Consider the following 12,394-nt stretch of genomic DNA (forward strand, 5'->3'; position numbering starts at 1 on the left):
GTCGGTCGTGGTGTAGCCGGCCGCCTTGTGGTCGGGCGGAGCGCAGCGCTGGTATTCCTGGTCCGGGAGGTTCAGCAGCCAGTCGGCGATGTCGATCGCGTCCCAGGGCGCGTCGAGCGGGGCGTGTTCCGTCGAGGTGGACAGGACCAGATCGGACAGGACCTTCTTCGAATCACTCATTGCTTGCTTCCTTCAGCGAGGGCCACGGCTGGAGCCGGGCCGGCTTGTGCAGGGGAAGGCCCACCGGACACTGCCGGTTCGACCGCTCTCGGTTATCCGTCGACCGCCTTGTGACCTTCGGCGGGGCAGGGCGTGCCCACAGTGCATTGCGCACCGTGCATCCGAAGTTGCAGGTCACGAGTCTGCTGTGCAGGGTGGACGGGGTGCTCGCGCCAGTCGTCGGCGGGCGTCCACGGTGAGGACCGTGGCGACGCTCACTCCGGCCGCGATCGACATTCGTGGTACATGCCTGCTGCCGAGTCCGGCCCGTTCAGAGGTGTCCACAGTCTTCGGACCAGCCCCGTCAAGACGCCTATATCGACTGCCATGCCTCTACATTGAAGATAAGTTGCACAGAAGTCAAAGAGCAACTTTTGATCCCAGTAATAAATAAGGTGCATGATCGTGGAATTGAGAACCCTGCGGTTCTTCGTCGCCGTGGCCGAGGAACAGAGCTTCACCCGCGCCGCCGAGCGGCTGTCGGTCGCACAGCCCGCCGTCAGTCACCAGATCCGCTCCCTGGAGAAGGAACTCGGCGAAGCGCTCTTCGAACGCAATCCCCGCAGCGTCCGGCTGACCGAGGCCGGCCGGGTGCTGCTGCCCATGGCCGGCCGGACTCTCGCCGACGCGGACAGGGTGATCGCGGAGTTCGCCTCCCGCACCGCTCTGGTCACCGGCACGCTCCTCCTGGGCGCCGTGGACGGGGTCGAGCACACCCGTCTGCCCGCGCTCCTGGGCGCCTTCCACCGCCGGTACCCGGGCGTCGCCGTACAGCTCGTCGAGGGGCGCAGCGCCGGGCTCATCGCGCGCGTCGAGAACGGCGAGCTGGACGCCGCCGTGGTGGCCCTGCCGGCGCATTCCCTGCCCCAGGGCATGCGCAGTGTGGTCATGCTCGAGGACGAGATCATGGCCGTGGTCCCAGCGCACTCCCCGCTGGCAGGCCGCAAGAGCATCCCCATTGAGCTGCTGTCCGGAAAGACCCTGATCAGTTACGGCCAGGACAGCGGACTGCGGCCATGGCTACAGTCCGCGTTCGACGCCGCCGGCATCGACTTCAGCACCCGGTACGCGATCAACGACGGGGCCCTCCACGTCGCCCTGGTGGAGGCGGGTGTCGGCGTCTCCCTGACGGTGGGTACCGACCGGGCTCTCGCCGGTAACCCCCGAGTCAGCGCCGTCCCGGTCAGTCCCTCCCTCGCTTACCGCAAGGCACTGATCTGGAGGGGCACGCCGCAGCCCACCCGGCCGTTGCAAGCCCTCCTCGCCCTTGGCCCCACAGCGTCCTGACCTTATGCCCCACCGGCGCAGGACGCGACACAGGCCATCACGACTCGCAGGCGCTCACCTCAGATTGTCAGTGCAGTTGGGCGGCCTACCACCGCGACTGGGAGGCGCCCTGCGGGCACCCATGTACATGGCCTTGACCTGCATTCCGCTTCGCCACCGCGGCAGGCCTGAACGGCACCGTGCGGCCGTCAGCGGGCGGGGGCCTGGACCCTGCCGATGCCGAGAGTGTTGGTCGCGGGGAGCAGGCCGGACTCCAGGGCGGCGACCAGCAGCGGCGTGGTCAACTCGGCGAGGCGCTCGGCCCGGCCGGCGCCGAGCGCCTGCCACGGACCGATCGCCAGGTCGTCGGTCAGCCGCTCGATGTCCTCTCGTAGCAGGCGGCCCCGCTCGGTCGCCGTCCCGTCCGGGCCGACCAGCCCCCGGGCCGCGAGCCGGTCGCGGGCGGCGTCCCATTCCCCGCCCGTCCACCCCCGGCCGGCGAAGGCCTCCCGAGGCGCCCCGCCGATCGCGGCCATCGACACCAGCGCCTCGCACGGGTCGAGCCGCGCGGTGACCAGCGCGGCGACATGCCCGTCCCCGCGGTGCTCGCGCAGGACGCCGATGGCCTGCCACAGCACGAGGTGCGGCTCGTCCGGCCAGGGCAGCGCGGCGTTGGCGGCGGCGAGCGGCCGGCCCGCCGTGTCCGCGGCCTCCGCCGCCTCCCTGGCCAGCGCCGCGGCCTCGGCGATCGCCGGGTCGCCGAGGCGGTCGCCGAGCAGCGACCGGTACATCCGGTCGACGGCGCGCAATCGGGCGTCGAGCACCTTGCCCGGGGCGGCGACGGCCCAGGCGGCGGGGACGTGCTCGCTCACGGTGCGCGGGCTGAAGCTGTAGAAGGTCGCGGCCACCAGCTCGGGCGACGCCTCGCCCAGGGGGGCGGACCGCCAGGCGAAGTAGCTCGGCCAGCGGCCGGCGACCGGGTAGCCGAGCGCCGCGGCCTCCTCGGTCACCTCGTCCGCGTACCAGAAGGGCGCGTGCACCGGCTCCAGCTGGTGCCACATCCGCCGCGCGAAGCCCGGGTCGTTCGTCATCGTCCACTCCCTCAGCAGCACATCGGAGAACCAGGGAGACCGGTGACGATCACCGTCCTGGCGCCGCCTCCACACTAGATAGTTGGACTATCCAACGTCAATCCCATCTTGTCCGGCCGTTCCTCCCCGGTGCGGCGGCACGTGGCGGGGACGCGAGCCCGTGGCGCGGGGCGGCCGGCGACGCCGGACGGGACGGTGCCGCGGGGAAGGCGGCCTGATCGGTATTCTGGGACGCCGTGGCGCTTCAAGATCGCCATGAGGCCGTCCCCGGGCGCCGTTCCCGGCGACGGACGCCCGACGCACCCGGACGGGCGGGCGCGGCGGCGGGACGCCCAGGTCGCGGGCGTGGCCGGAGTGCCGAGAAGGCGCTGGAGTGCTGGGAAGGAAGGCGTTCGCGTGCTGCTGGCGGCTCGATACCGGTTGGACGAGCCTCTCGGGCGCGGCGGCATGGGCGAGGTGTGGCGGGCCACCGACGAGGTACTCGCCCGCCGCGTCGCGGTGAAGCTGTTGCCGGCCGAGACCATGGGGCGCTCCGCCGCCGCGCGCTTCCGGCAGGAGGCGCAGGCGACCGCCCGGCTCAACCACCCCAACGTCGTCGCGATCCACGACTTCGGTGAGGCCGACGGACGCCTCTTCCTCGTCATGGAGTTGATCGAGGGAGGCAATCTCGCCGACCGTCTCGCCGCAGCGGGCGCGCTCGGCATCGAGGAGGTCGTCCGCATCGGCACCCAAACGGCCGCCGGCCTGGCCGCCGCGCACCGGCTGGGCGTCGTCCACCGTGACGTCAAGCCCGCGAACCTGTTGCTCGCCGCGGACGGCACCGTGAAGGTCGTGGACTTCGGCATCGCCCGGCTCGCCGACCAGGCCGGGGCCGCGCTCACCGGTACCGGCATGATCGTCGGTACCGGGGCCTACCTCGCCCCCGAACGTGCGCTCGGCCGCGAAGCGCTCCCCGCGTCCGACGTGTACGCCCTCGGGTGTGTCCTGTACGAACTGCTGGCCGGGCGGCCGCCCTTCCGCGCGGACACGCCCACGGCCCTGCTCTTCCAGCATGTCCAGGTGGCGCCCGCCCCCGTGCGCCTCCAGCGTGCGGACGTGCCGCCCGCTCTGGACGACCTGCTGATGCGCCTGCTGGCCAAGGAACCCGAGGCCCGCCCGCCCGCCGACCAGGTCGCCCACCACCTCACCGCGCACAGCGCCCCCCACCCGGCCACGCCGCACCACCTCCCTCCTCCGCCTCCGCCCGCCCCGCACCACGTCCCCGCTCCCCCGGCGCCCACGTCGCCGCTTCCCGCACGCCACCCGGCCGGGCATCCGGCCGCCGCGCCGCACCTTGACCCGGCTTCGGTGCACTCTGTCCCGCCCCCGGTCCCGGCCACGGCACCACAGGCACCCCCGGGACGCGGCGGCACGCCCGCGACCCGCTTCCTGGCCCCACTGCCCGGCGACGGAAGCGACGTCCGCCCTTCGTTCGCGGTCACCGCCTGGCGATCACTGCGGCGCGGCGAGCGGAGACCCGTCCTGGCCGTCGCCGGTGTCGCCGCCGTGGCACTGGTCGCCGTACTGGCCGTCACATTCCAGCCCTCGGGGGCAGGCGGCGGCTCCGGCGCGACGGCCGCGCCGCTCTCACCGGCCACGGCCGGCTCCGCGTCCACCGCGGAGCCGGCCTCGCCCCCGATCTCCGCGGCGCCGACGCCATCGGTGTCGCCGCCGGCCACCACGGCTCCTCCCTCGCCCGTTCCGTCCCCGTCCTCCGTCGTGGCCGTCGGGCCGAAGCGGCTGTCGGACGACCCGCGCGTCCTGCTGGCCCAGCTCGGCCAGGGGCTGGCGTGGGCGGCGGAGCAAGGGCGGCTCGATCCGCGCGTGGCCGAGAGGGCGCGGCACGACCTCGCCGAGGCCCAGGGCAGGTTCGCCCGGCGCGGCGGGCCCCGGGAGTGGCGGGAGGCGGCCGAACGGGTCCGCAAGGTGCTGCGCGATCTGGACGAGGCTCAGCGCGGCGGGCGGTTCGACCCGGGCCCCGCGCTGACCCGGCTCCTCACGCACCTTTCCGGCCTGCTCGATGACCACCATCGCCGCCGCGGCCCACGGTGATGACGGCCGTCGAGCGGTCATGCGGCCCTGATGTGATCAATGAGACGATCGGTACTAGGCTTCGCCGACGATGTCCGGAAATCTCAGACTTCGAGTCAGCCGAAACCGCAAGCCCGGAGCTCTGCTCATGGCGCTGACGACCGGAGCAGCCCTGCTCATCGGCGGATGCGCCGTCCTGCTCGGCGGGCAGGACGCCGAGGTCGGATCGGCCGCGCGCGTCCCCGGCGGGACCCAGGCGGCGGTGGCGGACGCGCCCGGTGCCACACCGTCGAACGGGGCGGCCTCCTCGTCTCCGGGGGCTCCGGGCGCCGCGCACAGCCCCGCGGTGAGCCTGCCGGCATCCGGCGGCGTCACGGCCACGCCCGGCGGCGCCGCCTCGGCATCGGACGACGGTCCCGGAAGCGGCCCGGACGCCGACCTGTCCGGCACCCGGGACACCGGCTCCGCATCGGGCGACCGGGCGAAGGTGATCCGGGTGCCGCACTCGGGCAAGGGACGCTACAAGGTCGTACGGGGGACCGCCCGGCCGCCGGCCGGCGGCCGGGGCAAGGTCGTGCGCTACATCGTCGAGGTCGAGCGAGGGCTGCCGTTCGACCCGGAGGAGTTCGCCGCCACGGTGCATCGGACGCTCAACGACCCGCGGAGCTGGGGCCGGGGGCGGACGCGCTTCAAGCGGGTCGACCACGGCCCGGCGCGGTTCCGCGTGGCACTGTCCAGCCCGGCGATGACCGACCGGCGGTGCCGTCCCCTGCAGACCTTCGGCGAGCTCTCGTGCTGGAACGGCAGGCGCTCGGTCATCAACGCCAAGCGGTGGGCCGCCGCCATCCCCGACTACCGGGGTGACCTCGTCGCCTACCGGCAGTACGTGGTCAACCATGAGGTCGGGCACGCGCTCGGCCACGGGCACGAGCCGTGCCCCGGTCGCGGCAGGGTCGCCCCCGTGATGACCCAGCAGACCAAGTCCCTGCAGGGATGCCGGCCCAACCCGTGGCCGTACCCCCGGGCCAAGGGCCGGAAGGACTCCGGGGACAGGGCCGCGAAGCGGGACGGATCGGATCGGCGGACCAGGCGCCAGAAGAGCTCCGACGCCGGCGACGACCACGGGCGCGCACCGGCGACCCTGCGCGGAAGCAACGCCTGAACCCGGCCGATATCATCCGCGATGACGATGAGATCGGCAGCGGCCCTCACCAGAATCGTTAGCAGACGACAACGAAGCTGACAGAGGAGCCGAATGTGGTGTTAGCCCGATCTCGCAGGTCCCTTCGCCGGCCGGTGGCGGCCGCGCTCGTGTCCGGAGCCCTGCTCGCGACCTGGACGGCCGCTCCCCTCCCGGCCACCGCCCAGGCCTCGTCCGCCGTCACCGCCTCTCCGCCGGCGGTGGCCTCCGCGCTCGACCCCGCGCTGCTGCGCACGACACTCGACGGCGTACACGACGCGGGCATGTACGGCATCCTGTCCAGCGTGCGGGACGGCGCCGAGCGGTGGGCGGGGGCGTCGGGCGTCGCCGACGTGCGCACCGGCAGGCCGGTGACGCCGGGCATGCAGCACCGCATCGGCAGCGTCAGCAAGGCCTTCACCTCCGTCGCGCTCATGCAGCAGGTGCAGCGCGGCCGGCTCGACCTGGACGCGCCGATCGGGCGCTACCTGCCGGCCCTGGTGCCGGGCGAGCGAGGCCGTACGGTGACCACACGGATGCTGCTCAACCACACCAGCGGCATCGGCGAGTACTTCATCGCCGCTTTCCCCTCCTTCCTGGAGGGCTCCACGGCGAGCCTGGACGACAACCGCTTCACGACCTTCCGGCCGGAGCAACTGGTGCGGCTCGGCCTCGCCCAGCCGCCCACCGGCGCGCCCGGCGAGCTCTGGTCCTACTCCAACACCAACTACGTCATCGCCGGGCTGCTGCTGGAGAAGCTCACCGGCACCGGCGCGGAGGACTACATCACCCGCGAGGTCATCGACCGGGCGGGCCTGCGGCACACCTACTTCCCCCGCACCCCGTTCATCACCGGCCCGCACGCCAAGATGTACGAGGCGATGTACGGGCTGATCGACCCGCCGCGCGACTACAGCGTCTACAACATGTCCTGGGCGTACACCGCGGGCGCGATCGTCTCGACGATGGACGACCTGAACGCCTTCTACCGCGCGCTGCTCGGCGGCAGGCTGGTCGGCGCCGCCCAGCTCGCCGAGATGCAGCGCACGGTGCCGGTCACCGACGGGCAGGGCAACCTCCTGATGCACTACGGTCTCGGCATCTACGCGCAGGACCTGCCGTGCGGCCGGTTCTGGGGCCACGACGGCTCGGTGCTCGGCGCGGGCACCGTCACCCTGTCCAGCCCGGACGCGCGCCGCCAGTCGTCCATCGCGATCAACCTGATGAAGTACCAGAGCCTCGACGAGAACGGGAAGGTCCAGCCGCACGCCATCGACTTCGCGATGGGCCGGCACCTGCTGGCCGCGCTCTGCGGGGCGCCGGCAGACGCCCTGAAGGGGGCTCCGGCCGTCACCCTGTTCCCGACGGCGAACCTCACCCCCGCTCTGCGCTGATCCCGCCCGGCACACGCGAAGCGGTCAGAACCAGGCCCTTGATCGGCCGAGCCGGACGACGGCGCGGCCGATCAGGGGCCGAGCGATACGGAACGTAAGAGCGCAATGGGCACCCTGCGATCGGTGCCGAACCCGCACTCCGAACAGGGCGGAACGACCCCGGCCGATCAGGGAAGGGCAAGGGTCCGGCCGGCGGCGATGACGTCCTGGATGCTGCGCGCCAGCGTCGCCTCGACCGCGTCGGCGTGCCCGGCGAGGTCGTGCAGCCCGCGCAGGTCGTCGGTCTGGGCCAGCAGGTCGCGGTACTTGCCGTTGCTCTGGAGCAGTTCCTGGGCGTGCAGCGCCGCGTCCGCCGTCTGGGCCCGGGCGGCGTAGGCCTCCAGGTCGGCGACCTGCCTGACCACCTGGTCCACCGAGCGCCGCAGGGCGGCACGCTGGGGCTCCAGCACCGCGCGGAGCTCGGGTGTCAGCACTCCCCGCGTGGCCCGCGCCTGCTCGGCGCGCAGTGACGACTGGGTGCGGAGCAGGCGGGCGATCTCCCACAGCCGCCGGGGCAGAACGATGTCGTTGGCGACGGAGTCCAGCAGGCCCATCTGGCCGACCCGCGAGTCGAACACGGTCCGCACGGCGTGACCGGCACGCCCGAGGAGCACCTCGGCCTCACCGTCCAGGTCGGCGGGCACGACGTACCTGTCTCCATAGACCTCCGCCAGCCGGCGGGGAGACCTGCCCCTCGCGAGCACGCCCCCCAGCCCGGCCACGAAGATCAGGGGAATGGAGAGGAGGAACACCCCGTTCCGCAGGGCGTCGAGCACGTCCCACCTGCCGGTGAACCCGGCGACGGCCAGGAGCAGGACCACCAGGAGGGCCAGACAGACGAAGAAGCCGCCCAGGGTGCCGGCCACGCTCGCGTCGGCGGCGAGACGGCGATCGGCGAGCGCGTTGTTTCCCACGATGCGACGCTTGTCGACCTCGGGAATGTCCGGATCCACGACCGGCCATCGTCCGACCCACCACGCGCTCGTCGCCATGCCGACCCCCGTCGGAATCGCGGTGCCGGGCCCTGCGCGGGACGCGTTGGCACCGTACTCGATGACATCCCCGTCCTTCAGCAGCCTAGCCATTTCCTGCGGTGCATTACGCAATTCATTCGGCTTTTCCGGATGAGCCGAATTAGTGTCATGCATTGCCTGATTTTCGTCCCATTCCGTAATCGGTGCGCCGACGACCACCCGGCGGGTTGACCTCAACCTTGGTTGAGGTTCGACGATGGTCGCCGTGATCGCGATGACGAGCGAAGGGACAGTTGCATGATCCTGGTGACCGGGGCGACCGGGCGGGTCGGACGGCATGCCGTGGCCGGCCTGCTGGAGGCGGGCGCCGAGGTGCGCGCCCTCGCCCGCGACCCCGAAGCGGCGACGCTCCCCGACGGCGCCGAGGTCGTCCGGGGCGACCTGTCGAGGCCGGAAACCCTGGACGCCGCACTGGCCGGGGTCGAGGCGGTCTTCCTGGTCTGGCCGACCCTCTCGGCCGACCACGCCGCACCGGCCGTCGCAGGGGCCATCGCCGAGCGTGCTCGGCACATCGTCTACCTGTCCGCCCGCGGCGTGTCACCGCAGGCCGAGGCACAGGGCGGCATCCTCGGCTCGCACGCCCTCCTGGAGCGCCTGATCGAGGAGTCGGGCGTGGAGTGGACGTTCCTGCGGCCGGGAGGCTTCGCCGCCAACACCCTGATGTGGGCCCCGCAGATCAGGCAGAGCGGCGTCGTCCGCTGGGTGCACGGCGCGGCGAGCAGGCCGTTGATCCACGAACGCGACATCGCCGCCGTAGGAGTGCGCGCGCTGACCGGTCCCGGGCACGCGGGCGCGCGGTACGAACTGACCGGACCGCAGACCCTCACGCAGATCGAGCAGGTGAGCCTCATCGGCGAGGCCGTCGGCCGCCCGGTGCGCTGGGAGGAGATGGCGCCGGAGGCCGCCCTCCAGGCGATGGTGGAGCAGGGCCTGCCGGCCTCGGCGGCCCGCGGCATCCTGGACGCGCACGCCGCGCTGGTGACGGCGCCCGAGCCGGTCACCGGCACGGTCGAGCGGATCACCGGCGCTCCGGCCACCCCGTTCCGTCAGTGGGCGGCCGACCACGCCGCCGACTTCCGCTGACACTCCCCCGCCGTGCCACCGGTGGACGCGGCGTGCGCCTGGCCGGCCGCGCGCCGTACCGCCGGCCGGGAAGGGATGGTCTCCGCGTCGCGGATGACCCGGGGTTCAGCGCTTGTGGGCGACTCCGCACCAGGCCGGCAGGTCGTCGTCCCCGGGGTGCAGGCCGTCCTGCGGCCGCCACCGGCCGAGGCGGGACACCCCCGGCGCCACGAGGTCCAGGCCGTCGAAGAACGCGGTGATCTCCTCCTCGGAGCGCAGCACCGCGGGTGAACTGGCCCTGTCGTACACCGATGTGCCGGGCAGCAGCCGCCGGTCGCTCTCGGCGTGCGAGAGGACCAGGCAGGATCCGGGTGCCATCGAATCCATCAGGGTGCGCACGACGCCACGCGGATCCTCCTCGTCGCGGAGGAAGTGCAGGACGAAGACGAGCAGGACGGCGATCGGACGGTCGAAGTCCAGATGCCCCCGCACCTCTTCGCCGGCCAGGATCGCCCCGGGATCGCGCAGGTCACCGGCGACCATGATGGTCTGCTCGTCGGTGGCCAGCAGCGCCTGGCCGTGGGACAGCACGATCGGCTCCTGGTCGACGTAGGCGACCCGCGCCCGCGGGGCGACCCGCTGCGCCACCTCGTGCACGTTCTCCTGGGTGGGGAGCCCGGAGCCGATGTCGAGGAACTGGTCGATGCCCGCCACCTCGGCGGCGTACGCCACGGCGCGCCGCAGGAACCTGCGGTTGGCGAGGGCCAGCTCGCGTGTGCGCGGGAAGATGGCGATGATCTTCTCGGCGGCCTCGCGATCGGAGGCGTAATTGTCCTTCCCGCCGAGAAAGTAGTCGTACATGCGGCCCACGTTGGGAGTCGCCGCGGCGACCCTGGAATCAGCCGGTTGGACTTTCATGCCTCTCCGTCGGTTCGGCGGGGTGAACCCGGTGCGGACGGCTTTCCCGATCGTGCCCGTTCAGATCGATTCGCCGCCCGACGTTAACAGCCGTCCCCGCGCCGCCTCAACGGTCTCGTGACCGATTCCCGGATATCCGCACAAGGGCCGACCGGATATCGGCGAAGGCGCCGGCCCGGAAATGGGGTCCAACGGCCCCGGACGGCGGTCAGCCGTGCTTTCCGCCGGTGGCGGTGTGCTTGCCGCCGCGCTTCCCGGTGCCGGACGCACGGTCCCGGTCCCGCTTGCCCTCGATGCCGCCGTGGCCCCGGTCGCGCTCGTCCTGGTCCGCGTCATGATCGCCCAGTGTCGCGGCGTGGTCGGGCACCCGGCCCCGCTCGTTGCGCGGCAGCCGCCGGTACCCGGTGGACGGCGGGCGCGGCGGCAGCCGCAGCGGCGGCCGCTGGACCTCGTAGTAGGGGACGGTGGACAGCAGGTGGGCGATCATGTTGATCCGCGCGCTGCGCTTGTCCTCGCTCTCCACCTCGTACCACGGCGCTTCGGGAGTGTCGGTCTGCACGAGCATCTCGTCCTTGGCCCGCGAGTAGTCCTCCCACCGGGTGATCGACTCCATGTCCATCGGGGAGAGCTTCCAGCGCCGCATCGGGTCCTCCAGGCGCGATCGGAACCGGCGCTCCTGCTCGGCGTCGCTGACCGAGAACCAGTACTTGCGCAGCAGGATGCCGTCCTCGACCAGCAGCCGCTCGAAGACCGGGCACTGGCGCAGGAACCGCGTGTACTCCTCGGGGGTGCAGAACCCCATCACCCGCTCGACGCCGGCCCTGTTGTACCAACTGCGGTCGAACAGCACGATCTCGCCGGCGGCGGGGAGCTGCTCGACGTACCGCTGGAAGTACCACTGGGTGCGCTCGCGCTCGCTGGGCGCGGGCAGCGCCGCGATGCGGGCGACCCGCGGGTTGAGGTACTCGGTGACCCGCTTGATCGTGCTTCCCTTGCCCGCGGCGTCCCTGCCCTCGAAGAGGACCACCAGACGGGCCCCCTCGGCGCGCACCCACTCCTGCAGCTTCACCAGCTCGGCCTGCAAGCGGTACAGCTCGGCCTCGTACACCGCACGGCGCAACCGCCCGCCCTTCCTGCCGCCCACCGCGACCACCTCCTCCACTTTCGAGTAGATCATGACCTCTGACCTACTTCAGCGGTCGGCGTCCGGAAAGGTGGCACGTTGAGCCGGTCACCGCTGATCAGCGATCGTGCCCTCGGCCGGGATGGCGAACGGCGGCGGCCCGATCGCTATCTTGACGGGATGAGAGGTCGGCGGCCGGCATGCGCGTGACGATGACGAGCGCCGCCGCGGCACGGGCCGGCCGGGTGAACGAGGACTTCACCGGCGCCGTGCCCACGGCGGCCGTGCTGATCGACGGCGCCGGCATCCCCGGCGCCGAATCGGTCTGCCGGCACGGTGTGGCCTGGTATGCCGGCCGCCTTGGCTGCGGCCTCCTCGGCCTGCTGTCACAGGTGCCGGACCGCGGTCTGCCCGCGGTGCTCGCCGAGGCCATCGAACGGGTGACGGGCGATCACCGGGACACCTGTGACGTGGCCGCCCCCATCAGCCCGTCGGCGACCGTGGCCATCCTGCGCGTGTCCCGCGGCTTCGCCGAGTACCTGGTGCTCGGTGACGCGGTCATGGTGCTCGGCCGGGACGGCGCCGCGCCGCTCGTGGTCACCGACCCCCGGGAGGCGGCCGTCAGCCGGCCGTACCGGTCCGCGCTCGCGGCCACCCCCGAGGGGAGCCAGGAGTACCGCCGGCTCCTTGAGGACCTGCGCGCCAACCGGAACCGGCCGGGCGGCTTCTGGGTTGCCAAGGACGACCCGCGGGCGGCGGACGAGGCGCTCACCGGTGGTCTCCCGGTCTCCGAGCTGACCGATGCCGCCCTGCTCAGCAACGGAGCGAGCCGCATCGTGGACCGATTCCGCCTCACGGACTGGCCCGGGGCCATGGCCGTCCTGGCGTCGAGCGGACCCGCCGAGGTGATCCGCCGGGTCCGGCGAGCGGAGGCACGCCACGCGGTGGCGCCCGACGACGCGACGATCGCCTACTGCACCGGCCTCGGCGAGATGTGA

11 protein-coding genes are annotated in these 12,394 nt (G+C 72.6%); 6 read left to right on the plus strand and 5 right to left on the minus strand.

Translation table 11 applies throughout. The features are described 5' to 3' along the window. The coding region (locus IEY93_RS01200) for a hypothetical protein (protein ID WP_229690757.1) at positions 1-180 on the minus strand (180 nt) is incomplete at its 3' end. A 444-nt stretch (positions 181-624) separates the two neighbouring features. Here IEY93_RS01200 and IEY93_RS01205 point away from each other — a divergent pair. Further along, positions 625-1,506 (plus strand): LysR family transcriptional regulator, encoded by an 882-nt coding sequence (locus tag IEY93_RS01205; RefSeq protein ID WP_189161025.1) that lies wholly within the window; start codon positions 625-627, stop codon positions 1,504-1,506. A gap of 188 nt (positions 1,507-1,694) precedes the next feature. On the opposite strand, the gene IEY93_RS01210 is transcribed toward IEY93_RS01205, so the two are convergent. Continuing rightward, complete coding sequence (locus tag IEY93_RS01210) at positions 1,695-2,576, minus strand: SCO6745 family protein (RefSeq protein WP_189161026.1); 882 nt, start codon at positions 2,574-2,576, stop codon at positions 1,695-1,697. A 396-nt stretch (positions 2,577-2,972) separates the two neighbouring features. Between IEY93_RS01210 and IEY93_RS37710 the strand changes: the two genes are divergently transcribed. The 3 genes from IEY93_RS37710 (at position 2,973) to IEY93_RS01225 (ending at position 7,220) form a co-directional block, all read left to right on the plus strand. Continuing rightward, entirely contained in the window at positions 2,973-4,667 is a 1,695-nt protein-coding gene (locus tag IEY93_RS37710; RefSeq protein ID WP_203967896.1) for a serine/threonine-protein kinase, read from the plus strand. A gap of 127 nt (positions 4,668-4,794) precedes the next feature. After that, a complete protein-coding gene (locus IEY93_RS01220; protein ID WP_189161027.1) occupies positions 4,795-5,808 on the plus strand; it encodes a DUF3152 domain-containing protein in 1,014 nt (337 codons plus the stop codon). A 98-nt stretch (positions 5,809-5,906) separates the two neighbouring features. Continuing rightward, entirely contained in the window at positions 5,907-7,220 is a 1,314-nt protein-coding gene (locus tag IEY93_RS01225) for a serine hydrolase domain-containing protein (RefSeq protein WP_229690758.1), read from the plus strand. 167 nt (positions 7,221-7,387) lie between these two features. On the opposite strand, the gene IEY93_RS01230 is transcribed toward IEY93_RS01225, so the two are convergent. Next, positions 7,388-8,344, minus strand: a complete 957-nt coding sequence (locus IEY93_RS01230) for a hypothetical protein (protein WP_189161028.1) — start codon at positions 8,342-8,344, stop codon at positions 7,388-7,390. 186 nt (positions 8,345-8,530) lie between these two features. Here IEY93_RS01230 and IEY93_RS01235 point away from each other — a divergent pair, with 186 nt between their 5' ends. Beyond that, positions 8,531-9,376, plus strand: coding sequence for an NAD(P)H-binding protein (locus IEY93_RS01235; RefSeq protein ID WP_189161029.1), 846 nt, complete (start codon positions 8,531-8,533; stop codon positions 9,374-9,376). Between the two features lie 105 nt (positions 9,377-9,481). Here the strand turns inward: IEY93_RS01235 and IEY93_RS01240 are convergent, their stop codons facing one another. Together IEY93_RS01240 and ppk2 are read right to left on the minus strand one after the other, a co-directional pair. Further along, complete coding sequence (locus IEY93_RS01240) at positions 9,482-10,273, minus strand: SAM-dependent methyltransferase (protein WP_189161030.1); 792 nt, start codon at positions 10,271-10,273, stop codon at positions 9,482-9,484. Positions 10,274-10,481: 208 nt separating this feature from the next. After that, the gene (gene ppk2 / locus IEY93_RS01245) at positions 10,482-11,450 is read right to left on the minus strand and encodes a polyphosphate kinase 2 (protein WP_189161031.1); all 969 of its coding nucleotides are present in this window, start codon (positions 11,448-11,450) and stop codon (positions 10,482-10,484) included. Positions 11,451-11,596: 146 nt separating this feature from the next. On the opposite strand from ppk2, the gene IEY93_RS01250 reads away from it, so the two are divergent. Continuing rightward, positions 11,597-12,394 carry a protein phosphatase 2C domain-containing protein gene (locus IEY93_RS01250; RefSeq protein ID WP_189161032.1) on the plus strand — a complete coding sequence of 266 codons (798 nt, stop codon included), beginning with the start codon at positions 11,597-11,599 and terminating at the stop codon, positions 12,392-12,394.

Source organism: Sphaerisporangium melleum, from assembly GCF_014646695.1.
Taxonomy (GTDB): domain Bacteria; phylum Actinomycetota; class Actinomycetes; order Streptosporangiales; family Streptosporangiaceae; genus Sphaerisporangium; species Sphaerisporangium melleum.

What these genes read in the sequence shown, in the direction of transcription:
- IEY93_RS01210 (WP_189161026.1), bottom strand. Translation starts at nt 2,576, where the DNA reads ATGACGAACGACCCGGGCTTCGCGCGGCGGATGTGGCACCAGCTGGAG.
- IEY93_RS01220 (WP_189161027.1), top strand. Translation starts at nt 4,795, where the DNA reads ATGGCGCTGACGACCGGAGCAGCCCTGCTCATCGGCGGATGCGCCGTC.
- IEY93_RS01230 (WP_189161028.1), bottom strand. Translation starts at nt 8,344, where the DNA reads ATGGCTAGGCTGCTGAAGGACGGGGATGTCATCGAGTACGGTGCCAAC.
- IEY93_RS01235 (WP_189161029.1), top strand. Translation starts at nt 8,531, where the DNA reads ATGATCCTGGTGACCGGGGCGACCGGGCGGGTCGGACGGCATGCCGTG.
- IEY93_RS01240 (WP_189161030.1), bottom strand. Translation starts at nt 10,273, where the DNA reads ATGAAAGTCCAACCGGCTGATTCCAGGGTCGCCGCGGCGACTCCCAAC.
- ppk2 (WP_189161031.1), bottom strand. Translation starts at nt 11,450, where the DNA reads ATGATCTACTCGAAAGTGGAGGAGGTGGTCGCGGTGGGCGGCAGGAAG.
- IEY93_RS01250 (WP_189161032.1), top strand. Translation starts at nt 11,597, where the DNA reads ATGCGCGTGACGATGACGAGCGCCGCCGCGGCACGGGCCGGCCGGGTG.